Origin of the sequence: Sphingobacterium sp. (assembly GCF_032065005.1) — a bacterium.
Classification (GTDB): domain Bacteria; phylum Bacteroidota; class Bacteroidia; order Sphingobacteriales; family Sphingobacteriaceae; genus Sphingobacterium.
The window spans coordinates 368033-392364 of record NZ_DAMBMM010000004.1; the positions used below are offsets into that span (position 1 = coordinate 368033).

Below are 24332 nucleotides of genomic sequence, written 5' to 3' on the forward strand. Positions count from 1 at the left end.
GATTTGATTTTAGCCTTTTAACATGTAAATTGCAGGGAATTTTTAAGGATCTACTCATGCGCATACTCATCATACACAATCAATACCAACATATAGGCGGCGAGGATTTTGTCATGGGTCAAGAAATGGAAGCTTTAAGAAAGAACCATGAAGTAGATCTTTATACCGTACGCAATGTCAGAGGGACAAAAGGATACCTACAATATCTGCTCTACCCCATAAATTGGCCCGAGGTAAAAAAAATCAAGGAACGCATCGAAGCCTTCAAACCGGATATTGTTCATATCCACAATATGCATTATGCTTTAGGTCCGCTGTTTATCCTTCATATCAAAAAAATGAAGATCCCAATGGTCATGACCCTGCATAATTTTAGGTTGATCTGCCCTTCTGCAACCTTGTTTTATGATGGAAACATTTACTTAAACTCCATCAATGCAGACTTCCCATGGGATGCCGTTAAGAAGAAAGTATTGGAAAACTCCTTTATCAAAACCTTCTGGACAGCTTTCACCTATTGGGTCCATAGAAAAAGAGGTACCTTCAAGGCTATAGACCGCTACATCGTCCTCTCTGAATTTTCCAAATCCATCTTTGCAAAGTCCAAGTTCAATGTTCCAATGGATAAATTCACCGTCAAACCAAACTTCGTAAAAGTAGCAGAGGTGAACAAGGAGTATACATCTGATTATTTTGTCTATGTCGGTCGATTGTCGGAAGAAAAGGGCATCATCCCTTTATTACACGCTTGGAAAGCAACCAATCATCAGATTAAGATCTATGGAACAGGGCCTTTACAGAAAGAGGTGGAATTGATCTGTAGCCATAGCCCAAACATGCAATACATGGGTTTCCAGGACAAGCAGACCTTGAGCAATCAAATTGCATCCGCCTCCGCAGTCATCGTACCATCAGTATGCTACGAATCCATGCCCTTAGCCGTTCTGGAAGCATATGCGCTGGGTACACCTGTCATTGCCAGTAGTATTGGCATTTTAAATGAAATGGTTGTACCTTTGTATACCGGGTTATTGTTTGACCCTCACAACCATATCAATATGGTTCAGACCTTGGCAGAATGGATATCACTCCCCAAAGAGAAGATCTTGGAAATCAAAGCAAACTGCCAAAAAGAATATTTAGATAAATACAGCCAAGCCATTGTAATGGATGAACTTGAAAGAATCTATGCAGAGGTACTGGCTGATTCAAAAAATTAAGATATGAATATAATCATCATGGATAGGTTGGGCCTTGCTCCTCAAATTCAAGAAGCCCTTTCCACAATTTACGACCCCGAATTAAAACCCGCTAACATATTGGATCTAGGATTGATCTATGAAATCATAACCAAGGAAAATAAAAAAGCGAAGATCGTCATGACATTGACTGCCCCTGCTTGTCCTGTGGCCGGACAGATCATGGATGAGGTGCAACAAAAAGTTGCTGCAATCGAGGGTATCGAAGAGGCTGTAGTTGAACTTACCTTCGATCCACCTTGGACGAAAGACATGATGTCTGAAGAAGCTAAACTGGAATTAGGATTTATGTAAAAATCTAGCTTTTATCAGCAAAATACGTTTTAAGTGCTTGCATCTGTTTTAGATTAAGCACTTTTTTTAATTCTTCTTCTGACGCTTCCCGAACTTTCTTCACCGATTTAAAAGTCTTCAATAGTTTCTCGACCGTAACCTTGCCAATGCCTGGAATATTGTCCAGCTCCGAAACAAAGGTTTTCCGACTCCGCTGGTTTCTGTGGAAAGTAATACCGAACCGATGCGCTTCATCCCGCAGGTGCTGAATGATCTTTAAGGTTTCCGATTTTTTATCTAGATATAACGGATACTGGTCTCCCGGATAATAGAGTTCTTCCAATCGTTTGGCAATACCGATTACAGTGACCTGCTTCTCTATCCCCAACAACTTCAAACTCTTCAGGGCAGCTCCCAATTGCCCCTTACCCCCATCAATGATGATCAGTTGCGGCAACGTCTGGTCTTCATCCAAAAGTCTTCTATAACGCCTGAAAACAGCCTCCTCCATCGTCGCAAAATCATTCGGCCCTTCAACAGTCTTTACATTGAAATGCCTATAGTCTTTTTTCGAAGGTTTGGAATCCTTGAAGACCACGACCGCTGAAACAGGATAGTTACCCTGTATATTCGAGTTATCAAAACATTCTATATGTTTTGGCAATTGTGGCAAGCGAAGGTCCTTTTGCATTTGCTTCAAGATCCTGTCCGTCTTCACCTCGGGGTTGAGCTTCTCATATTGCAATAGGCGCTCCTTCTTAAAGTAGGCCACGTTCTTTTGTGAAAGCTCCAATAATTTCTTTTTATCTCCTAGTTTAGGCACATGGAACTTGATATCTTCATTGCCTTCAATATCCAATTCAAAAGGAACGATGATCTCCCTGGAATGGCTTCTGAATCGCGATCTCAACTGTGGAATGGCAATGGCCAATAATTCTTCATTGGTTTCATCCAACCGTTTTTTCAATTCGACGGTCTGGGTCTGGATCACGACACCGTTTACTACCTTCAAGAAGTTTACAAAGGCATAATTATCTTCAGATGCAATACTGAATACGTCCACATTCGTAATGGAAGAACTAACCACGGTGGACTTGCTTTGATAGTTGGATAGCTTATCCAACTTGACCTTAAGTTTATGCGCCCCTTCAAAATCCATTTGTTGAACGGCTTCGTTCATTTGTTCCTTGATCCGATTGGTTACCACCGCTATCTTACCATTCAAGATATCCTTGATGTCAGAAAGGTTCTCATCATAGTTCTCCTCCGATTGATACCCTTCACATGGGCCCAAACAGTTTCCTAACTGATATTCCAAACAGACCTTAAACTTTCCTTTTGAAATATTCTCCTCGGTCAGGCTCAGGTTACAGGTACGCAATGGGAATAACTCCCTGATCATGTCCAAGATGATATGCATCATCCCTACAGAAGCATAGGGTCCGTAGTATTTGGAACCGTCCTTGATGTATTTACGGGTCCAGAATATTCTCGGAAAGGGTTCATTCTTGATGACGATCCAGGGATAGGTCTTGTCATCCTTAAGCATGACATTATATCGAGGTTGATGCTTTTTGATCAAGTTATTTTCCAATAACCAAGCATCAATTTCGGTATCGACAATGGTAAAGGCAATCCGCCTGATCTTACGGACCAATACCCTAGTTTTGCTGTTGAGTTGGTTTTCGTTGACAAAATAAGAACCAACCCTATTCCGCAGGTTCTTCGCCTTCCCTACATAGATCAGCGTATCATCCTTGTCAAAATACTGATAAACCCCTGGTTTATGGGGAATCTTGGTCAATTCTTTCTTATAGTCAAATTCCATCGTAGCAAAAAAAACAGACCTTTATTTCTGAAGAATAAAGGTCTGGTCTAATTTATTAAAGAAACGGTTAAAATCCTAACCTATCGTCTTCCAATATTTGTGAATCGCTCTTCGAAGGATCATTTCCATAGAATTGCGAGAAGTTGGAACAGTTCATCTCAAACCTCGTGATTCCTCCTGGAGGCTGAGGAAAATCTTCCTGCGTATAATTCAGGTCTTTATCCTTGTACACCTTATTCATGTACAGACCAAATACCGGCATCGCTGCAGCGGCACCTTGTCCATATTGCATACTGCTAAAGCTGATTCCACGATCCTCTGCACCCGTCCAAACTCCAGTAACAAGTTCCGGTGTAATACCGATAAACCAGGCATCCGAGTTGTCGTTGGTTGTACCTGTTTTACCTCCGATTGGGTTTTTCAATCCACCAAAGTTAGGGTCCCATCTCAATCGTGAACCAGTACCCCCGTCCACAACACCTTTCAGCATATCTACCATTGCATAAGCAGTCTCACTGTTCAAGGCTTTCAATACTTTAGGGGCCTTTTCATAGATCGGAGAACCGTTTTTATCTTCAATTCTCAAGATCATCGTTGGCTCTACCCAGGTTCCTTGGTTTACAAATGCAGAATACGCTCCAACCATATCAAATAATGATGCATCATAGGATCCCAAGGCTATGGATAGGTTGCTCGGAATATTCGAGTTCACACCCATACGTTTGGTCAGATCTGCAACATTGGCTGCACCAACCTCACTGATCAGATAAGCTGATGCAAAGTTTTGGGAGTATTTGATTGCATTTTTCAAGGTAATAGGGTCACCACCCTGGGTTGTTCCTCTTGGTGTCCAATCGCCATAAGTACGCATATGGTTGGGAACCGAAACACATGGTCCATATCCATTATCGATGGCGTATGCATAGACAAATGGTTTCGCAGTCGAACCTACCTGACGGGTACCTAATTTTACTTGGTCATATTTGAAATGCTCAAAATCAACACCACCAACCCATGCACGGATATATCCTGTTTGAGGTTCCATGGATATCATCGCATTACGCAAGAATAACTTGGTGTATTTGATGGAGTCCATCGGAGACATTACCGTATCCACCGCGCCCTTCCAGGTAAACAAGTTCATCGGAACTTTCTTCTCAAAATCTTTCTTGATCTGATCCTCCGATAGACCTTCCGCTTTCAAGACTCTATAACGGTCCGAACGTTTCATTCCCGTTACCAATAGATTGGCATTCTTTCCAGTAAAGGCATTCCTTCTTCTCCATTGCTTGTCAAATTCATTCTGCAGACGACGCATCCACTCTTTTTGAGCTTCTTCTGCGTATTGTTGCATCTTGTAATTGATTGGCGTATATACTTTTAATCCATCACGATCTAGGTCGTATGGGGTTCCATCTGGTTTGGTAATCGCCAGACGTTGGAATTCTTTCTTGATCTCCTCTTTTAATACCGCACGGAAATAAGGCGCCAATCCTTCACCATAATTCGAGATCGTCAATTTCAAGCCCAAAGGCTGCGCTTTATACTTATCGAATTCTTCATTGGTGATATAGTTCTGGTCCCTCATGTTCTGGAGCACCAAATTTCTTCTCGCAATCGCTCTTTCTGGGTAACGAACAGGAGAATAATATCCAGGTCCCTTCAACATTCCGACCAATAGCGCTGATTGATCCGGTGTTAATTTGTCCGGAGTGGAATTAAAGAAAGTCCTTGCTGCTGATTTTATCCCAAAAGTATTGTACGCCCCGAAATCAACCGTGTTGAAATACATCATCACAATCTCTTCCTTGGTATAGTTTCTTTCCAAACGAACGGAGGTAATCCATTCCTGGAATTTCTGCATGATACGTTTTAAGGAGTTCTTTTCCCTTTTTTCAGCGAAAAGATTCAGGGCCAACTGCTGTGTAATGGTACTACCACCTTGCTTGTTTCCAGCCAAGGTCAACAGTACAGTTGACATGGTACGTGAATAGTCGATTCCAGAGTGTTCATAAAAACGCTTGTCCTCTGTCGAGATCAAGGCTTGAACCAAGGATGGAGCCAACTCGGTATATTTTACGTTTGAACGGTTGTGAACAAAATAGGTTCCTAAGACCCTATTGTCATCGGTCAAAATTTCTGAAGCTAAATTACTTTTTGGATTTTCAAGATCCTTGAAGGTAGGCAACTTACCAAAAATACCAATTCTAACACTCAGGAGGAATAAACATGCAAAAGCCACCAAACCCAACAACACCTTCCAAAAGACCCCTGTATATCGCTTTACATCCTCTTCTGTAAGTTTACTACTTTTTGATTCTCTCTTCATTTGATAATTTAATGAAACAACGAACTTATCCTTACTACTTTAAGTCCATTTCCCTATAAACAGTAAGTGTGCCAAATCTCATTTGGCAACAACAAAAATACCATATTTTTCCCGATGTAAATAAATCTTAACCTTTATAGTTCCAAAAAATGTGGTCTAAGGGCCAAATTTCTTTCCAGAATCCGTTATCAGGGGCAAAAAAAACAGTATATTAGAGTAGCATATGCCGAAAATAAAATCTCAAGCCGGGTTACTTTTTATATTTATTACTGTAGTTTTAGACTCCATTGGTTTAGGAATTATTATCCCTGTAATGCCTGCCCTGATCAAGGAACTGATCCACGGCAACCTCAGCCAAGCTTCTGCTTATGGTGGCTGGTTGACTTTCTGCTATGCTTTCACCCAGTTCTTCTTCGCCGCCATCCTCGGAAATTTAAGTGACCATTATGGCCGAAGACCTGTCCTGCTCTGCTCCCTTTTTGGATTTACCATCAACTACCTCCTGATAGGATTTGCACCCAGTATTTTCTGGCTCTTCGTCGGAAGATTGGTCGCTGGAATCACCGGAGCTAGCCATACCGTAGCCGCAGCCTATATTGCCGATGTCTCAACCAAGGAAAATAAAGCCCAGAATTTTGGCCTGCTCGGTGCCGCCTTTGGTCTTGGATTTATTATCGGACCGGTGATCGGTGGAGTTTTAGGGCATTATGGCCCTCGATACCCATTCTTTGCCGCTGCAGGGCTTACCTTTCTCAATTTCCTTTATGGTTATTTTGTGGTTCCCGAATCATTGCCTAAAGAACACCGCAGAAATTTCCGCTGGATCAACGCGAATCCGGTAGGAAGCTTCCGCCATATCAGAAAATATCCCGTGATCATGCCCTTGGTCATCTGTATTTTTTTGATCAATATTGCCGCACATGCCGTGCAGAGTACTTGGTCCTACTTTACCATGGAAAAGTTCCATTGGGATGAACGGATGGTGGGTTATTCCTTAGGGATTATTGGCGTCCTGCTTACCATTGTCCAAGCTGGACTGATCCGCGTTATCATCCCTAAGATTGGAATTCCAAAGAGTATAATTTTTGGGCTATTGCTGAATTGTATTTCCTTACTTGGTTTTGGATTGGCGGGAGGCACCTTAGCCCTTTTTGTCTCCAGTATATTTTACGTATTTGCCGGAATCGCCGGACCTGCCATGCAGAGTTCCATCTCCAACCATACTCCAGCCAACGAACAAGGACAGATTCAAGGCGGTTTGGCCAGTATTATCAGTCTGACGGCCATCATCGGACCTTTACTCATGACCACCTTATTCTCCTATTTCACCAAAAAAAATGGCCCGATATATCTACCGAGCGCACCTTTTTATCTTGGAAGTCTTTTAGCTTTGACAGCAGCTGTTATTGCCATCAATTACTTTAGACGATTTAATCAATAGTTTGTTTTCTCCAACAAACAGACTGCATAGGCTACCACACCTTCTTCCCTACCGATAAAGCCCATCTGCTCATTTGTCGTCGCTTTTATGGAAACATCCTCAACAGATATTCCGGCAGCCTCCGCAATATTCGCTTTCATCTGCGGAATATAAGGTTTGATCTTTGGCGCCTCTAAACAAAGCATCCCATCAATATTGCCCAACTCAAAGCCCTTATCCTTAATCAACTTGATGCAATGTCTCAACAGGTCCAAACTATTGGCTCCCTTCCAGCGATCATCCGTATTGGGAAAATGGTATCCGATATCTTCCAGATTCGCAGCACCTAAAATCGCATCGCAGATCGCATGCGCCAAAACATCCGCATCCGAATGCCCAAAAGCTCCCGCATGATGATCCAAGGTTACACCGCCAACAACAAAAGGATGTCCTGCCTTCATCTGATGGACATCAAAGCCAAATCCTACTTTAATTTTCATGTACGAAGATAAGGAATATTATTGAACCAGGATGCCCATCAGCTTCGCTCAGGGTATGGGATAAGAGGATGGACCATGATCTAGCCTAACATTCCATTGGACAGGTGTAAATTTTGTAGGAGCGTATCGAATACGCCCGCTTTATATTTTGAATAAATATTAGGATTGCATTACCATGTCTTTCTCAATCTTCGATTGAGAAAGACATGGTAATGAGACGAAAAACCATACAGATTCTTCACTGATCGTTCAGAATCAAAATGTGCAAAGGAGAGATTCAGAGTGAAACGAAGAATCAGTTTATTTTATATTTTTAAGAGAAGTGTCATCGTGAGCAACGCGAACGAACTATTTTCTTATTCAGAAAGATTTATTGAAAAATATTTCACCCACGCTGTGGGTTGGCAATTCCAAACATCCAGGTTCTATAAATATTTCACCCACGTTGTGGGTTTTTAGTGCCAATATACAAACATCTATCCTTCCGAAGAAAGCCCTTTAGCCCCCGGCTCATTTCCAGTGGCGGAAAGATGGAAAGAATGCCGATGCCCCGTGCGATGGGATTGGCCTTGGGATGCTTTCAAAAAATTCTCCATCAAAAGGGAGAATTTTGAAGGAAGATATCCCCGACAACAAGGCATTCTTGTCCATGTGCGGATGACCGTGCGAAAAGCCACCTTAAATGGGCCGAAGCCTTTTGGTTACTTTTGGGCTTCAAAAGTAACAAGAAGTTTGGTATACCTTAGCTCTGCCGTTGGGTATCCTGGTTCAAACAAAAACCAAAAAAGGGCAGAGAAATGATCTCTGCCCTTTTTTGGTCTCTTTTTATCCTCAGCTTAGGCTGAAACTTCTTCGTTTACGAACTCATCATATAGTTCAGAAAAGGCTTCATAGTCCTCATCTGACGAAGGTTCGAAGGTACGGATGTTATTTTCTTGGATGTAAGAAAGAATTTCCGGATTGATGTCTGCGTCGGCTTTCACGGCAACGTCTGTAAAGGATAGAGCACCTTTATAGATATCAACATAACTGCCAGATCCATAATCCTTCAATTTGCTTGCATCAATGTCTGACTGTGCAGCCATCTCAGCATACTTGCTTCCTAAAGAATCGTTTCCGAATTCTTCATTGTACAAGGAGAAGAACACTTTGGAATCTTTGAATGTAGGATCATCCTGATAAACTGTTTTCAAGTAAGCAGGTACCATCGCGGTAAACCATCCATGACAGTGAACCACATCTGGCGACCATCCTAGTTTCTTAACGGTTTCCAAAGCGCCTTTACAGAAGAATAATGAACGCTCATTATTGTCTGCAAAGCCCTTACCATGCTCATCACGAAAAACTTTTTTCCGCTGAAAGTACTCTTCATTGTCCAAGAAGTACACCTGCATCCTTGCCGCCGGCAATGATGCTACCTTAATAATTAGCGGATTATCATTATTGTCCACCACTATGTTCATTCCCGACAACCTTATCACTTCATGAAGACGATTTCTGCGCTCATTAATATTACCAAAACGCGGCATCAGAATTCGGATTTCGAACCCTTTTTCTTGCATAGCATGTGGTAACTGGCGTGTTATTTCAGAAATTTTACTTAGTTCAAGGAAAGGCGACATTTCATGGGTTATAAACAAGATTTTCGTTTTTGCCATCTCCAACTGTTTTTTATATTATTGAATAGTAAAATCGGTCTACAAAGATACAATTAATTTATCAATTTTACAATTGATTAAAAATCATCATTTTATAATTTAAACTTTATTCCCCATTTTTGCACCTTATTTCTAATTTTTGACCGTGAAAATTTTTCGCACTAAACAGGAACTCCAACATGAACTTGCTGGAATCCGCCAACAAAATCAAGTCATCACCCTGGTACCGACCATGGGTGCGCTGCATGAAGGTCACCTCTCCTTGATCAACTATGCTAAACCACTGACCGACATCACAGTATGTAGCATTTTTGTCAATCCAACTCAATTTAATGACCCGAAGGACCTGGAGAAATACCCACGCCCTATAGAAAATGATATCGCCCTGTTGGAGTCGGTAGGCTGTGATATCCTCTTTATGCCGACCGTTGAGGAAATGTACCCTGAAAACGACCCTCAATGGCATATCGACCTAGGAAACCTAGACCAAATCTGGGAAGGCGAACACCGCCCAGGACACTTCCAAGGTGTTACACAGATCGTTTTTAAGCTCTTTGACCTGGTAAAACCAAACCAAGCTTGCTTCGGCCAAAAAGACTTCCAACAGGTCATGGTCATCCAACGCATGATTGACATCAAAAACCTGGACATCAAACTCTTGATCTGCCCTATTATCAGAAGTGAGGCAGGTTTGGCATTGAGTTCTAGAAATGCACGCCTTTCTGAGGAGGGTAAAGAAAATGCCCTGACTTTAATTACTGCGCTTCGCTTTATCCAGGACAACCTTAAGCAGAAGTCCGTCGCTGAGCTATTGGATGGAGCAAAAGCAATTATTGCTTCCAACCCTGCTGTGGAATTGGAATACCTAAGCATCTGTGAAACGAGTACCTTGGCCCCCGTCGAAAATATCGAATCAGGCAAAGACTATGTTGCACTGATCGCTGCATGGGTTGAAAAGGTTCGTTTGATCGACAACATATTACTTTCCCGTTAGAATAATTTTTAAGCCGTTTTATATTAAAAGAGTAACTTTGCATCATGATGATAGAAGTAATGAAATCAAAAATTCATAGAGCTCGCGTTACGCAAGCTGAATTGAATTATGTGGGAAGCATAACCATTGATCAAGACCTGATGGATGCTGCGGATATTATTGCCAATGAAAAAGTACAGATTGTCAACAATAATAATGGCGCCAGGCTTGAAACCTACGTCATTCCAGGTGAACGTGGTACCGGAACGATCTGCTTGAACGGAGCTGCTGCCCGCCTGGTACAGGTTGGCGATATCGTAATCATTATTTCTTACGCATTAATGGAACGTGAGGAAGCGAGAAACCACAAACCATTGCTTGTGTTCCCTGATGAACACAATAAAATCGTTTAAACACTGATCTTAGCAATTTAATTGCTAATTTTAGCAGATATTTGACCAGTGCATGCATAGACTAACCTCATACCGCCAATTCGTTGCCCATTTCCTTCTTGTATGGATGTGTGGCATCATCATCTCTGGCGTAGTCTTCATGCACAAAGAGGTCACCTCAACCGGTGAGATCGTCACGCACATCCACCCCTATAACCTTGGCGAAAAGAATCATCATCATCACCATTCCGATGCTGAAATCCGTTTCTTAGATATCGTCTACCAAGGTTCTTACTTACATTGGTCCCCATTTGTTTTTGAAGTACCGATCTTACCTGAATTCAATGTCTATGAATTCGGATTCAAGACCTTTAATATTATTTTCCAAATCCACGATATCCGTGCTGGACGTGGCCCCCCTTCCATTTTAGCTTAATCAATATTTTTCTTTTTGAACCTATTGGCTCCAATCCCATTTGCTATGGGATCATACTGCTCAATCAGGTTCGCAATTCATTAATTTATGTAGTGGCGCGAATGATGCCCTACCCTATTTGGGTTCCTGTACTTTCAGGAATTCAAGTGCAATTGAACAGTTAAAATTATATATGAAATTATTTCTACTCAGGAATTTCCTGATCATTATATGCCTTGGCCTAGGCAATCAGGCGGTTTATGCCCAAATTTCAGGTCGCGTAATCAATGACAAACAACAAGCTGTCCCTAATGCAACCATTCTATTGGATGGCACCAAAGTGGGAACTTCAACCGATAGCCTTGGATATTTCGAACTGGATACCAAAGGCCAAAACAGCAAAAGCCTTTCCGTAAGAGCGGTAGGCTATCAAAATGCTAAAAAACAGTTCAGTGCAAACGAATCAGGATTGAACATTGTCCTGCATGAAGACAACTTAAACCTGAACGAAGTGGTAGTCAGTGCTTCCCGTTACGGTATGGAAAGAAAAAAGGCGCCGGTAATCGTGAATGTATTGAGCCCAAAACTATTTACCGCAACACAGTCTGTTGCCATGTCTGAAACCTTGAACTACCAACCTGGGGTTCGGGTGGAAAACAATTGCCAAAACTGTGGCTTTACCCAAGTGCGATTAAATGGAATGGAAGGGGCCTATTCACAGATCCTGATCAACTCACGCTCTGTTTTCTCAGCCTTAAACAGTGTGTATGGCTTGGACCAGATCCCAACATCCATGATAGACCGCATCGAGGTGGTACGCTCCGGTGGTTCGGCCCTATTTGGGGCAAATGCCATCGCCGGAACGATCAATATCATTACCAAAGACCCTGTTGAAAACGATTGGCAGATTAAATCGACCAATTCCATCATCGATGGCCAAGCTTGGGACAATACCATTGATTTCAACACTTCCTATGTAGACAATGACCTTAAAGCAGGTGCTACTTTCTACGGAATGCACCGTAACCGTCAGGCCTATGACGCAAATGGCGATGGATTTTCGGAAATGACCAAATTGAAGAACATCACCTTTGGTACCAAAGCCTTCTATAAGCCTTCTGAATTCAATAAAATTACTTTAGACTTAAGTGCCTTGAATGAATTCCGAAGAGGTGGTGACAATCTGGACAAAGCTCCCCACTTTACCGATGTAACGGAACAGTTAAGGACAAACACCTTCATCGGTGGCTTGACCTATGATCAGTATTCTAAAGATTACAAACATAAACTGTCCATATATGGTTCTGGCCAGATTACCGATAGAGAAAGCTTCTATGGTGGTCTTGGAGGCGGCAGAACTGCTCAAGACAGCGTCCTGGCTTCCAATGCATACGGTGATACCGATGATTTTGCCATGGTTGTAGGTGCGCAATATACCTATACCTTCGAACGCGATGTCATAACGGCTGGGGTGGAATACAACAACAATAGAACTAAGGACAATATCCCTGGATACGATAGACTGATCGATCAAAAGACCCATGGGGTGGGCTCTTATGCGCAATACGAGTGGAATATCCTCGAGAACCTTAAAACATTGATTGGTGCCCGTTATGATTACACCTATGTAGATGGAAACTATAAATTGGCCGGATACAACAGAAATTCTGCCCAAAACTTTGGCACATTCAGCCCTAGGTTTACCTTACTATATGACATTACGGATTACCTGCAATTCAGGGGTGGATATGCCCGAGGATTCCGTGCTCCACAGGCTTTCAACGAGGATATGCACGTCACTTCCATCGGAGGGCAACAAGTGTTCGTATTGATCGGCGAAAACCTAAAGACTGAATATTCCAATGCCTATACAGGTTCATTTAACATAACCAAAAACTTTGGTTCGGTACAGACCAGTTTATTATTGGAAGGTTTCTATACCGATCTTCAGAATCCATTCACCAATATCATGACTTCCCAAGATGAAAACTTGATCATCCAGGAAATGCGCAATGGATCCGGAGCGAAGGTATATGGTTCAAACGTGGAATTGAATATTGCTCCATCTGCAAAATATAGTTTCCAGATGGGCGGAACGGTTCAGCGATCTGAATATACCGATGAGCAGCTCTTGTATGAAGGTAAAACTCCGGCAGAAAATATCAGCAGCAAAAAGTTTGTTCGTACACCAAATGTGTACGGATACTTTAATGCGAACTGGAAACCATTGGAACCTTTTAACGTTGACATCACTGGTGTTTACACCGGTAGCATGATCGTGCCCCATGTCTTGGAAGGGGAAGAGATGATCTTGAAAAACTCTCCAAATTTTGTGGAGGCTAACTTCCGTTTAGGTTACACATTCTCCCTGAAGAAAGATTTCAGCATTGAAGTGTTCGGTGGAATGCAAAACGTCTTCAACGCTTTCCAAAAAGATTTTGACAAAGGCGCTTTGCGTGACTCCAATTATATCTATGGACCATCAAGACCAAGGACAATTACCTTCGGTATCAAGGTAGGACATTTCCACTAATGAAGTTGTTACAATATATATGCATAGCCATCCTATTGATGACAGGTTCGCTCCAAGCTCAAGAGCGGAACGAGCCTGCCGTCAATTGGCTTTCCTTTGAGCAATTGAGTGATTCTTTGACGGTTAGGCCCAAACCCGTATTGATTTTCTTTCATACTGATTGGTGTTCCTATTGCAAAAAGATGCTAGGAGAGACCTTTAATGACCCAAAAGTGATCGAAAAGCTCAATTCTGAATATTATGCCGTAGAGTTTGACGCAGAATCCGTAGATACCGTGAGGTTCGACGGAGAGATCTACGCAAGTGAATTAAAATCCAAAAGGACTGGAAAATATCACCCCTTGGCAAGTATTTTAATGGGCAGCAAAAACAGGGCTGTTTTCCCTACTACCATTATCTTAGACACCGATTTTTCCATGAAATTCAAAAAATTTAATTACTTAAGTATTAAGCAACTATTAAATATTTTATAAATTTATACCCGCAACTGTAGCGTATTAAAAAATTCATGCGTTATCAGAAGCATTATTAATGATACTAAAAACAAATATGAAAAACTTAAAATTATTCTTAGTTGCTCTTTTGGCGGTGGTAAGTGTTTCTTCTTGTATGAAGACGGAAACTAATGATTTTGATTATGAAGCTAATCAAAGAAGAATCGATTCAACTTTGAAAGCTCAAGCTCCACGTATTGAAGCTTATGCAAGAGAGAAATTTGGTGACAACATAGATTCAGCTTATGGTATTTGGTACGAAGTATTGCCTACTACCGTTGATAGTGCTGCATTCGAATATGTTTCTGCAGGAAATGGTTGGGTACCAGTAACTGCTAACGTAAAATATAAAGGTGAATTAATGGATGGAAAGGTGTTTGAAGAAAAAACAACTGCTACGCAAATGACCATCAACAGATTAATCACTTCATGGATGGTGATGTTCTACCCTAAAGCTTCATCAGGTTATTCTGGTGTTTTACCTCATGGATTATTAAAAGGAAATAAAGTGAGATTTATCGCTCCTTCTCCTCTGTGTTATGATAACCAAGCACAAGAAAATATCCCTGCGGATTCACCGCTGATCTTTACTATTGAAGTAACGGATATCAGAAACGCAAACTAAGCGCAAAAAATCAAATAATATTTACAAAAAGGCAATCGAAAGGTTGCCTTTTTCTGTTGGAACTCAACTCAAAAAACTAGATAAAAATTAGGGTTTCATTCGAGACTCATTCGAGACACATTCGGGAAATCCTTTCAAAGTACTCGATTCATTTTGCGAAAATTCCGAATATGGGTCGAATAAGATCAAAACAACAGAGTAACTTCTAAATTCATCCTGAAATTTTCCTGTATTTGTTACCTGATGGCGTAAAGGCTTTAGGCGATAACTAAATTAAATTACTATTTTTACAATAAAAGTCAACACATGAAGATTGCTTTATCACAGCTCAACTACCATATAGGAAATTTCGAAAAGAACAATCAAAAAATTATCGACAGCATCCAGAAAGCTAAGGGTGAAGGTGCTGAACTGATCGTATTTGCTGAATTGGCAATTGGAGGCTATCCTGCTAAGGATCTTTTGCGAAACGCTGCATTTTTGCAGCAATGCTATCAAAGCATAGAGAACATTGCTGAACATTGTCAGGACATCGCCTGTATCATTGGCGCACCAGTTCCGAATCAAGACGGAGAAGGAAAGTCCCTTTACAATGCCGCTGTTTTGATCGAACAAGGAGAAGTTAAGCAAATTACCAAAAAGAGCTTGCTTCCAGATTACGATGTTTTTGATGAGTACCGCTATTTTGAACCTAATGCACAGGTAAGCTGCATCAAATTCAAAGAGAAAACCATTGCCTTGACCATCTGTGAAGATCTTTGGGATGATGATGGTCCGAATTCTTATGTTGGCGACATTATGTTGGAGTTAGCTAAAGAGAACCCCGACCTGATCATCAATATTGCAGCCTCACCGTTTTCATACACCCATTTTGAAAGCCGAAAAAATGTATTGAAACGCAATGTGATCAAAGCAAGCGCTCCTTTAATCTATGTCAACCAAATCGGTGCCCAGACGGATATCATTTTTGATGGTCGTTCCTTGGCATTGAACAAAAAAGCTGAGGTGATTTTGGAATTAAAGGCATTTGAGGAAGACCTACAGTTTGTGGAATTGATCAACAATGACCTGAAATCGACTGTAGAGTATGACTCACGCAAAACCTCGGAAATATCATTGATCCATGATGCCTTGATCTTGGGACTAAGGGACTATTTTCAAAAATCAGGGTTTAAGTCTGCGGTACTTGGGCTTTCAGGAGGCCTGGATTCAGCATTGGTTGCTGCATTAGCCTGCGAGGCCCTAGGTCCTGAAAATGTCCTTTCGATTCTGATGCCTTCAGTTTATTCTACGGACCACTCGCTGAAAGATGCCTTGGACCTAGTGGAGAATACCGGATGCCAACATCAGATTATACCGATTAAAGATATTGCAGCGGCCTTTGAGTCTACTCTTGAAGAAACCTTTGCTGGCCGTGAGAAGGATACCACCGAAGAAAACATTCAGGCGAGAACCCGTGGCACCCTGTTGATGGCGATTTCCAATAAATTTGGAAACATCCTATTGAACACCTCCAACAAAAGCGAAGCTGCTGTTGGATATGGCACGCTATATGGCGACATGGCTGGCTCAATCAGTGTCATTGGCGATGTTTATAAAACGCAGGCATACGAGCTGGCAAAATACATAAACCGTGAACGGGAAATTATCCCTATCAATACAATTGTTAAACCGCCATCGGCAGAGTTAAGACCTGATCAGAAGGATTCGGACTCCTTACCCGATTATGATCTTTTGGATGCTGTCCTTTTCCAATTGATCGAAATGGAAAAATCCAAGGAGGATGTGATCAATTTAGGCTTCGAGGAAAGCTTGGTAAACAGGATCTATAAACTGCTTTGCAATGCGGAATTCAAAAGATTCCAAGCCCCTCCTATTCTGCGCGTTAGCCCTAAAGCATTTGGCCCAGGTAGGTCCATGCCATTGGTTGCAAAATATTCGTTTGGTGGTTAAACTTTTTAAGGTAAAGCACGTCTAATAAAATAAATTGAGATTTATGAAAAAGTATTGGTCAATCATGCTACTTGGGGTAGTCTTCATATTAGGCTCCTGTAGCTCCTATAAATATAATACCACGAGAGTCCAGACTTTGGACTTCGCACAATATAAAACATATGGTTGGTTACCTCCTGTAGATTCCCTTTCCAAGAACTACTTTACGAACGATATCGCCAGAAATAATATTCTGTCGACAGCAAACCGTGAATTAGAGGCTAGAGGAATGCGCTACAGCAAAGAAAATCCAGACATCCTGTTCCGTTATATCACGATTGTGAACAACAAAAGCAGAATGGTGTACGGTAATACAGGCTGGGGTTGGGGTGGTCCTTGGGGATTTAGTCCTTGGTGGGGCTACGGCTGGGGCGGAAGATCTTATCCGGTAGGTAAAGAAAAAGTCCGCTACTCCCACTTGATCATCGAAGCCTTGGACCGAAAATCAAATTCGGTGGTATGGCAAGCGAGAGGATCAGGTGAAATTCAAACCCCTGAAAAATCAATCAATAATTTACCAAAAGTGGTAGAAGGAATTTTTAAGGAATATCCAGTGAAATAGGAAAAACAAAAAAAGCGAGCGATGCTCGCTTTTTTTGTTTTTGGATTTGAGATGTGAGAGAGGAAAGAGTGGAAAGGGGCTAACTTTTTAGCTTTATTTGTCATGTTGAGAATTTAAAATTTAAACTAAATTTATCGGAAGGTGATGACAGCATGTTGGCAATGAAAATCTATTAGCTCTTTTATTTTTAAATATAGAACCCCATTTGGGGTTCCATTATTTTAGCTGAAATGGCACGTTAGCCTGAAAGTCGCGCAAAAACGATGTTCGATTAATCAAACATCATTTTTGCATTAGCCCTATATTGTTTACCATCCATGCTAAAATAATTCATCCCCGCTGGGGATGTATGGCGGATAAAAGATATTCTTCTGGAAAATAAATATAGGTCTAAATACCTAGGAACACAGTTCTGTCAAACTTGTCATTGGCAGGAACGAAACAAATCGGAACTATACCCTTTATTTCCCTCTGCTTGTCTTGTTGAGGAACGAAACAAATCGGAACTATAAATACTGATAATCAAAAAATGATACCATTGATAATCAAAAAATGATACCATTGGCGTACAGTTCTTCAATCTTCGATTGAAGATGACAGACCATTTTTATAAGAACCGTACAGATTCTTCACTCCTCGTTCAGAATTGGAAATGTGCTAAAAAACCATCGGTCAATTATTTGTATGATACAGTTTAAATCTTGGTCTATCCTCCCATCCCGTACCCTGAGCTCTGCCGAAGGGCATCCTGGTTCAAACAAAGGAATGGAAAAGGTTTCCAGAAGGTGCTATTTTATCATAGGCAGGTATCTCTTCCAGTTGTCGGCTATGATCCAGATATCAATCAGCCCCAATACGGCAGCCATTGGCGCTCCTGAAGGATCTAAGGTAGTATGGTGAAGGAAGACGCCTATCAAGATAGGCAACAGAATTATTGCCCCTAATGCACGCGTTTTGGGGATAGCGACCAAGAGACCACCGATAATCTCCATCGTACCGACCAAGGGGATAAGCCATTTCAATTTCACTAAAGCTGCTGTGATGGATAATTGTGCTTCAGTCAATTCAGGTGTCGGAATGATATTGATAAACTTGGCTGTTCCGAAGAATATAAAGGCCAAGCCGAATAGCGTAAAAATAACAGTCTTAACAATTTTCATAAGATTATTGATTTTGTGACCTGATATTGAACAGATTACAGAACAAATTGTTTACGACTGGAAGCAAGTTTTGGATGATCCTAATTTACTAAGTTTACTAACTGATTAAATAGATGACCTTTGCTTCAGGTAAAAAGGAACTTCTACATGGTCTTTCGATTTGTTCTTGATAAGCTCTGCCGCCATCTTACCCATCATTTCAAAATCTGTGGAAATCGTGGTGATCCCATTGAGGATAAATTTCTTTAAGGGGGTTTCATTATAGGAGATTACGCCTACATCCTGCCCTATCTTGAGGTTCTTTTTGATGATCTTGTCCAATAGCTTAACCAGATCATCTTCTGCGATATTGATATAACAGCTGCCCAATTCAATTTTTTCCTTCTCCAATTCACTGACTAGAGAATGGTTGAACGCATATTGCTGGGCAAATTTATAGAAACCCTTGATAATCGCCTTGGGATAGTCGCTATTGTCCGGAAAGATCAGGTTCAGGGTATGGTACTTACTCAATGAAGGTAGGGCTTCTTCCAATGCCCCATAGATATCCTTCTCATAATTCTCATATACCGCTGCAAAATCCCCTTGTATATCATCTATGTACTTACCCAATAGGATCAACTTTTCAGGTGGAATCAATTTATTGATAATTTCAGGAGCCTGATCTCTTCCTTCCTTAAAATGGGGGAAGAGCACATAATAATCATACGTCTTCGTCAGTCCTCCTAAAAGTGTCCGCAGATAGGTGATATCTGAGTTATATACAAAAAGATCGAGGGCGGCATCATCTTCCAATTCTCTTGCAAAGGAATCATAAACCAACTTTTTGTGGGCACTGAGTTTATTCAGGAGGATCGCGATCTTCTGTCTCTGTTTGACATCTGTGGTCGCAATGTAATATCCTTTACCCGGAATGGAGGCGATGACTTCCGCATTTTTTAGGAACTTATAGGCTTTTTCCACGGTATCCCGGGAAATATCCACATAGACGGAAAGCTCATTGATGGAGGGTAACATATCCTCTTTTTCCAATGCACCATTCTTGACCGCATCGATTATAGCACTGGCTAGCTGCTTGTATTTCGGGGTAGCAGAAAAGTCACTAATCTGAATGGTCTTTAAGAAATCAGTTACCTTGGAAGTCATAAGATGTGTATTACAATATAGGTTTACTTTGTATACATCCTAAGGTAAGTAAAATACTTGTTTTAAGGGAAAAGTTTTTGGTGAATAATCTGCATTGGTTTCCATCAGATCCTTCATATAGGCCCACCATTCCTTCATAATGGGATCTGCCTTTAATTTTTGTTCTTCAAATCCCTCGGCCAAGGTCTGCACCGCAAAGAGATCCAAAGTCTCCGAATCTAAAAAAATGGAATAATCAGAGATCCCATTCTCTTTTAAGAGTTTTGCCAATTTAGGCCATATCTCCTGATGCCGACGAAGATATTCCGCTTCATTGCCCGGCAGGAGTTTCATTTTAAAGGCTACCTGTTTCATAAATCTATTTTGATTAAAGAGCTGTTCTGATTGTATACTTACCCGAGCCAAGTTCGACCAAGATTCCCCCATCTAGTTTCTTTAAGGAACGCACTAGGTTGTTTCGATCGATGGGTTCTCCATTTATTTTTACATCCTTTAAATCCTCTGTATTTATACTGCAATAGGCGACCACATTGACTGGGATCTGAATTTCCTGTACGACCTCCTTTTCCGATCTGCTCCAAGCACTTTTGATGTTGCCCGCTATGGAACGATAGGATCCCAATACTTCATTGATTCCAAAATCACCAATTTCAGGCTGTATATAGACCTCCTGGAAGCCATTTTCCTTCAACTTTATGCCCAGCATATGCTCAAATATCCATTCGTTTACCGAACCGAAGGCATAATGTGAGAAGGAATTCATAGCGGCATTATGGACAAAGCCCTTATCCTTACTATAGCTATCCCAACGTTCCCAAATGGAAGTAGCTCCATTTACCACCTCATAGCCTAGAGATGGGTACTCTGTGCTTTGCAAGAGCATATAAGCTTTATCAGTTGAACCAGAGGCTGTCAATGCTGGCAGAAGCGGTTTGAAACCCAAGAATCCTGTACTCAACTTATTGCCATTGGCTTCCAACAACTCACGGAGGTATTTACCTGCCAAGGCTTCATCCTGCTCATCCAATATTCCTGAATACAATGCATTGGCATAGGCGGTTTGGGTATGGCCAGAAAAGCCGTTTTGACCTTCCACATAGCCTTCCCCCTTTCCATAGAATTCGGCATTGGTTTTCAGTTTTCCTTGTTCGTCCATATAATGCTGCTTGAACCCCATCTTAACAGCAAAGGACTCCTTTTCATAATCCGTAGCCAGTTGCATATCTCCTATTGCACGACACATCTCAGCCATCAATTTATTGCAGTAGAAATAATAGGTTGTGGCCAATAGATCTGGACTTGTCTTTTCTCCTACAGATAACCAATCTCCGAATCCTCCTTTTGGGTTTACATCTTCAAAAGATCCTTCCTGCAATACATGTCCTTTTGTTCTGGCTTTTAGAAAAGCCATAAATTTCCTCATAAATGGAAGCGACTCCCGAACAATCCGAAGGTCATTATAGGCTTTAAAATATTCATAGGTGCAGATAATCCCCGCCTCAGACCATCCCGGTGAGAAAGAATCGGATGCTCTGATTGCAGCTACCCCTTCCGCATTTATAGGCATGGGGGCATAGATGGGATAGGCACCATTGGGCCATTGGGAATCATTCAGGTCTTTGATCCATTTCTTGTGGAATGGTGCAACATCGGCATTGAAGATTGCCGAACGCATATATACTTGGGCATCGCCCGTCCAGCCCAACCTTTCATCCCTTTGGGGACAGTCGGTCGGAATATCTAAATAATTAGCTTTCTGGGTCCAAAGGATATTACTGTACAGCTGATTTAGCATGGGATTGTCGGATTCAAAACTTCCGACCTGGTCGAGATCCGAACTCATCACCAAGCCTGTCAAGAAATCAAGGCTAGGTTCCGCTTTCAATCCGGTAACTTCCACGAACTGGAAGCCATGGAAGGTGAAGCTAGGGATCCACTCCTCATTCTTAGAACCGTTTAGGATGTATGTATCCGTAGCTCTTGCTTTTCGCAGATTATCCGTCATCAGCTTACCATCAGGAAACAGCATTTCTCCATATCGAAAGACCAAGGAATCTCCTTTGCTGCCATTGATCTTTAGCCGGATATTACCAGCGAAGTTTTGGCCAAAATCCACGATATACTGACCATCAGCAATTTTCTTAATGGACTTGGCGGATAATTCCTGCAATACCCGCACTGGATTACTAGGATAGATTTCTAGTTTCTGCCCTGCTTGTTCAGGGAATTCTTGGATATCGGTCCATGCTGTTGCATCAAAACCTACTCTGTTCCATCCCTGTGGTTCCTTTCTGGCATCATGCTTTTCCCCTTCCAAGAAATCTGATTCCAGTATCGCAGCGGTACTGTATTTCCAACTTGAATCTGTAGCAATATGCTCCTGGCTCCCATCCTCGTAGGTTACATCGATCTGTGCCTTCAAAAGGGGGAATTTTCCATAGAACTGGTTTACCTGTTGGGAACCGACCAATATGGCATAGCCTAAATAGCCGGCATACCAGCCACTGGACAGTATGGCACCAAACACATTGTTTCCATCGCTCAATTGGTCTGTGACATCATAGACATTGTAATATACCCGCTTGTTATAGTCAGTCCAGCCTGAGGCAAAATAATCGCGGCCTATCTTTTCTCCATTGACATAAAAATTATGGAGTCCAAGGGAGCTGATGTATAATCGCGCGGATTTAATCTTCTTCTTAAGGGAGACTTCCTTTCGCAAATATGGCGAAGGTGGTAAATGATATTCTCCTTTAATGGCTAAGTGGTTTAAATCAACCCCGATCCACTTTGCTTTCCAATCCTCAGGATTAGGTTTCGCCAATTCCCAATATTGAATTTCCGACCATTTGCCAACTCTATCCTTTTCATCCCAGGAGCGGACCTTCCAATAAACACGCTGTCCCGGCTGAAGTAACTTTCCGGCATATTCAATTTGATTGGTTTGGTTGCTATTGACCTTTTTGCTATCCCAAAGGTCTGCTTGGTTCTTTTTAAGCAAGGCTTCCGAACTGGCCACCATAACCTGAAAAGCTAATTGAGATTGGTTGAAACCCTTGCCTTCAAGCTCCCAACTCAGTCGCGGTTTACTTTCTTCTACATAGGGATTGATCTTATATTCTGTACGCAGGTATTTGGGCTGTATGCTTGCATACGAAGCTGCAAGGTTTAACAACAAACCTAGACAAATAATGCATACTATCCTTAGAATCCCCATACGTTATGATTTAATCAGGTATAATTTTTTAGGTACTTCAATTTCGGAAATTACCTTTCCATTTTCATCCTTTTTATGCAATAGTTTTATCAAGTGGGTAATTTTTGGAAGAAAAGCAGGATGGATTAAAGATAGGAATAGGTTAGGGAAAGACTATCCTGTTCTATCAGGCGAGGGGATTAATTAATAAAAAGTAAAGTTTTAAGTAATACAGAACCCCTACCTTATTGACATGAAGCCAATCAAAAAATTATATTTTGTCTATATAATTACAAATCTATCAAGGACTGTCCTTTACACTGGAGTTACCAATAATTTGAGATATCGATTATATCAACATGAGTTTCAAAATTATGGAATGAATAGTTTTACAAAAAAATATAAGATAAAATACCTCTTGTTTTATGAGATTTTCGAGAATATACGTGCGGCTATTAATAAAGAAAAAGAAATTAAGGGATGGACCAGAGCGAAAAAAGAAGCATTAATAAATGATTTTAATCCAGAATGGAAGTTTCTTAACGATGAAGCAGAAGAATTACACTAGATCCTAAACCAATTCCTGATTAGTGAGTGAAAAAGTGTTTTTGTGAGTTTCTTTTATTTTGTCATGTTGAGGTACGAAACATCTCGGAACTTTATGGAACTTATATCAAACACTTACTCCGGGACCCTTCTTGCATCAGGGTGACACGACTAAAACACAACCCATCGGTGTGTCATGTTGAGGCGCGAAACATCTCGGAACTTTATGGAACTTATATCAAACACTTACTCCAGGACCCATCTTGCATCAGGGTGACACGACTAAAATACAACCCATCGGTGTGTCATGTTGAGGCACGAAACATCTCGGAACTTTATGGAACTCAAGTCAAAATCGTACTCCGAGACCCTTCTTACATCAGGGTGACACGACTAAAATACAACCCATCGGTGTGTCATGTTGAGGCACGAAACATCTCGGAACTTTATGGAACTCAAGTCAAAATCGTACTCCGAGACCCTTCTTGCATCAGGTTGACACGACTAAAAATGGGTCCACCCCTCCTCCCCTTCAACCTCTCCTCAAAACCCTTTTACAGGACGGTGCAGGATGCTCAACCTAAAGTGGATAGCTATATTTGGATTACAGCCAAAGTATTGGCAACCTATAACTAATAACTGATTCCGGTAGCTCTTCAACCTAGACTGCCAATAAACCAAATGAAAAACGAAAACATGTATTACTTAGAAAAAGGATGATCTGTTATTGAACAATAACATTGAAAAAGACCCATAAAAAAACCGACAGTGTTCCCGCACTATCGGTTCAATATCAATGGTCTTTTTAAACTAACCAAGAGGGTCGAAACTCTTTATTGTTTAACCATTTAACTTTGCAAAGGTATGCAATATGACCAATTAAACAAAACTAAAAACCATCGATCAATTGCGCCTATCGTAACATTTAGGAGGGTTTTAGGGTTCACATTCGGAAATGAACCCCAGAAAAGATTCCTGCAATTATCGTTGATCTTTCCTGCTTTGATTCTATCGCAGGCTGGCTATTCCGA

At 41.3% G+C, this 24332-nt stretch carries 21 protein-coding genes; 13 read left to right on the forward strand and 8 right to left on the reverse strand.

Annotated elements, in window-relative coordinates; genetic code table 11:
* Positions 1–56: 56 nt before the first annotated feature.
* Positions 57–1220 (forward strand): glycosyltransferase family 4 protein, encoded by a 1164-nt coding sequence (locus RT138_RS08990; protein WP_313190400.1) that lies wholly within the window; start codon positions 57–59, stop codon positions 1218–1220.
* Positions 1221–1238: 18 nt separating this feature from the next.
* Positions 1239–1553, forward strand: a complete 315-nt coding sequence (locus RT138_RS08995) for an iron-sulfur cluster assembly protein (protein WP_409529450.1) — start codon at positions 1239–1241, stop codon at positions 1551–1553.
* Between the two features lie 4 nt (positions 1554–1557).
* Here RT138_RS08995 and uvrC read toward each other — a convergent pair whose 3' ends face one another.
* Positions 1558–3360 carry an excinuclease ABC subunit UvrC gene (gene uvrC, locus RT138_RS09000; RefSeq protein WP_313190402.1) on the reverse strand — a complete coding sequence of 601 codons (1803 nt, stop codon included), beginning with the start codon at positions 3358–3360 and terminating at the stop codon, positions 1558–1560.
* A 67-nt stretch (positions 3361–3427) separates the two neighbouring features.
* Positions 3428–5689 (reverse strand): transglycosylase domain-containing protein, encoded by a 2262-nt coding sequence (locus tag RT138_RS09005; RefSeq protein WP_313190403.1) that lies wholly within the window; start codon positions 5687–5689, stop codon positions 3428–3430.
* A gap of 223 nt (positions 5690–5912) precedes the next feature.
* Between RT138_RS09005 and RT138_RS09010 the strand changes: the two genes are divergently transcribed.
* Entirely contained in the window at positions 5913–7130 is a 1218-nt protein-coding gene (locus RT138_RS09010) for a TCR/Tet family MFS transporter (RefSeq protein WP_313190404.1), read from the forward strand.
* On the opposite strand, the gene ispF is transcribed toward RT138_RS09010, so the two are convergent.
* A complete protein-coding gene (gene ispF, locus RT138_RS09015) occupies positions 7124–7609 on the reverse strand; it encodes a 2-C-methyl-D-erythritol 2,4-cyclodiphosphate synthase (RefSeq protein ID WP_093098616.1) in 486 nt (161 codons plus the stop codon). The two genes, RT138_RS09010 and ispF, sit on opposite strands and share 7 nt — an antisense overlap.
* Positions 7610–8445: 836 nt before the next feature.
* The gene (locus RT138_RS09020) at positions 8446–9267 is read right to left on the reverse strand and encodes a glycogen/starch synthase (RefSeq protein WP_313190405.1); all 822 of its coding nucleotides are present in this window, start codon (positions 9265–9267) and stop codon (positions 8446–8448) included.
* A gap of 145 nt (positions 9268–9412) precedes the next feature.
* On the opposite strand from RT138_RS09020, the gene panC reads away from it, so the two are divergent.
* From panC to RT138_RS09060, 8 genes are all read left to right on the forward strand, one after another.
* Positions 9413–10261, forward strand: coding sequence for a pantoate--beta-alanine ligase (gene panC / locus RT138_RS09025; RefSeq protein WP_313190406.1), 849 nt, complete (start codon positions 9413–9415; stop codon positions 10259–10261).
* Between the two features lie 44 nt (positions 10262–10305).
* Positions 10306–10653: an aspartate 1-decarboxylase gene (panD, locus tag RT138_RS09030; protein WP_094255370.1), complete on the forward strand. Its 348-nt coding sequence runs from the start codon at positions 10306–10308 to the stop codon at positions 10651–10653.
* A gap of 52 nt (positions 10654–10705) precedes the next feature.
* Positions 10706–11068: a hypothetical protein gene (locus RT138_RS09035; protein WP_312696318.1), complete on the forward strand. Its 363-nt coding sequence runs from the start codon at positions 10706–10708 to the stop codon at positions 11066–11068.
* A gap of 172 nt (positions 11069–11240) precedes the next feature.
* Entirely contained in the window at positions 11241–13580 is a 2340-nt protein-coding gene (locus RT138_RS09040) for a TonB-dependent receptor (RefSeq protein WP_313190407.1), read from the forward strand.
* Positions 13580–14053, forward strand: coding sequence for a thioredoxin fold domain-containing protein (locus RT138_RS09045; RefSeq protein WP_313190408.1), 474 nt, complete (start codon positions 13580–13582; stop codon positions 14051–14053). The genes RT138_RS09040 and RT138_RS09045 overlap by 1 nt, the downstream gene beginning before the upstream one ends.
* 76 nt (positions 14054–14129) lie before the next feature.
* A complete protein-coding gene (locus RT138_RS09050; protein WP_313190409.1) occupies positions 14130–14699 on the forward strand; it encodes an FKBP-type peptidyl-prolyl cis-trans isomerase in 570 nt (189 codons plus the stop codon).
* 306 nt (positions 14700–15005) lie between these two features.
* Positions 15006–16652: an NAD+ synthase gene (locus tag RT138_RS09055; protein ID WP_313190410.1), complete on the forward strand. Its 1647-nt coding sequence runs from the start codon at positions 15006–15008 to the stop codon at positions 16650–16652.
* Positions 16653–16695: 43 nt separating this feature from the next.
* Positions 16696–17253, forward strand: coding sequence for a DUF4136 domain-containing protein (locus RT138_RS09060; RefSeq protein ID WP_313190411.1), 558 nt, complete (start codon positions 16696–16698; stop codon positions 17251–17253).
* Positions 17254–18041: 788 nt separating this feature from the next.
* On the opposite strand, the gene RT138_RS09065 is transcribed toward RT138_RS09060, so the two are convergent.
* From RT138_RS09065 to RT138_RS09080, 4 genes are all read right to left on the reverse strand, one after another.
* A complete protein-coding gene (locus RT138_RS09065; RefSeq protein WP_313190412.1) occupies positions 18042–18413 on the reverse strand; it encodes a DoxX family protein in 372 nt (123 codons plus the stop codon).
* A gap of 105 nt (positions 18414–18518) precedes the next feature.
* Complete coding sequence (locus tag RT138_RS09070) at positions 18519–19559, reverse strand: GntR family transcriptional regulator (protein WP_313190413.1); 1041 nt, start codon at positions 19557–19559, stop codon at positions 18519–18521.
* A gap of 39 nt (positions 19560–19598) precedes the next feature.
* Entirely contained in the window at positions 19599–19913 is a 315-nt protein-coding gene (locus tag RT138_RS09075; RefSeq protein WP_313190414.1) for an L-rhamnose mutarotase, read from the reverse strand.
* A 13-nt stretch (positions 19914–19926) separates the two neighbouring features.
* Positions 19927–22737 carry a family 78 glycoside hydrolase catalytic domain gene (locus RT138_RS09080; RefSeq protein ID WP_313190415.1) on the reverse strand — a complete coding sequence of 937 codons (2811 nt, stop codon included), beginning with the start codon at positions 22735–22737 and terminating at the stop codon, positions 19927–19929.
* 271 nt (positions 22738–23008) lie between these two features.
* Between RT138_RS09080 and RT138_RS09085 the strand changes: the two genes are divergently transcribed.
* The gene (locus tag RT138_RS09085) at positions 23009–23323 is read left to right on the forward strand and encodes a GIY-YIG nuclease family protein (protein ID WP_313190416.1); all 315 of its coding nucleotides are present in this window, start codon (positions 23009–23011) and stop codon (positions 23321–23323) included.
* A gap of 251 nt (positions 23324–23574) precedes the next feature.
* Positions 23575–23937: a hypothetical protein gene (locus RT138_RS09090; RefSeq protein WP_313190417.1), complete on the forward strand. Its 363-nt coding sequence runs from the start codon at positions 23575–23577 to the stop codon at positions 23935–23937.
* The last annotated feature ends 395 nt before the right edge of the window (positions 23938–24332 follow it).

Coding starts and splice junctions, on each gene's coding strand:
- RT138_RS08990 (WP_313190400.1), top strand. CDS start 57: ATGCGCATACTCATCATACACAATCAATACCAACATATAGGCGGCGAG.
- RT138_RS08995 (WP_409529450.1), top strand. CDS start 1,239: ATGGATAGGTTGGGCCTTGCTCCTCAAATTCAAGAAGCCCTTTCCACA.
- uvrC (WP_313190402.1), bottom strand. CDS start 3,360: ATGGAATTTGACTATAAGAAAGAATTGACCAAGATTCCCCATAAACCA.
- RT138_RS09005 (WP_313190403.1), bottom strand. CDS start 5,689: ATGAAGAGAGAATCAAAAAGTAGTAAACTTACAGAAGAGGATGTAAAG.
- RT138_RS09010 (WP_313190404.1), top strand. CDS start 5,913: ATGCCGAAAATAAAATCTCAAGCCGGGTTACTTTTTATATTTATTACT.
- ispF (WP_093098616.1), bottom strand. CDS start 7,609: ATGAAAATTAAAGTAGGATTTGGCTTTGATGTCCATCAGATGAAGGCA.
- RT138_RS09020 (WP_313190405.1), bottom strand. CDS start 9,267: ATGGCAAAAACGAAAATCTTGTTTATAACCCATGAAATGTCGCCTTTC.
- panD (WP_094255370.1), top strand. CDS start 10,306: ATGATGATAGAAGTAATGAAATCAAAAATTCATAGAGCTCGCGTTACG.
- RT138_RS09035 (WP_312696318.1), top strand. CDS start 10,706: ATGCATAGACTAACCTCATACCGCCAATTCGTTGCCCATTTCCTTCTT.
- RT138_RS09040 (WP_313190407.1), top strand. CDS start 11,241: ATGAAATTATTTCTACTCAGGAATTTCCTGATCATTATATGCCTTGGC.
- RT138_RS09045 (WP_313190408.1), top strand. CDS start 13,580: ATGAAGTTGTTACAATATATATGCATAGCCATCCTATTGATGACAGGT.
- RT138_RS09050 (WP_313190409.1), top strand. CDS start 14,130: ATGAAAAACTTAAAATTATTCTTAGTTGCTCTTTTGGCGGTGGTAAGT.
- RT138_RS09055 (WP_313190410.1), top strand. CDS start 15,006: ATGAAGATTGCTTTATCACAGCTCAACTACCATATAGGAAATTTCGAA.
- RT138_RS09060 (WP_313190411.1), top strand. CDS start 16,696: ATGAAAAAGTATTGGTCAATCATGCTACTTGGGGTAGTCTTCATATTA.
- RT138_RS09065 (WP_313190412.1), bottom strand. CDS start 18,413: ATGAAAATTGTTAAGACTGTTATTTTTACGCTATTCGGCTTGGCCTTT.
- RT138_RS09070 (WP_313190413.1), bottom strand. CDS start 19,559: ATGACTTCCAAGGTAACTGATTTCTTAAAGACCATTCAGATTAGTGAC.
- RT138_RS09075 (WP_313190414.1), bottom strand. CDS start 19,913: ATGAAACAGGTAGCCTTTAAAATGAAACTCCTGCCGGGCAATGAAGCG.
- RT138_RS09085 (WP_313190416.1), top strand. CDS start 23,009: ATGAAGCCAATCAAAAAATTATATTTTGTCTATATAATTACAAATCTA.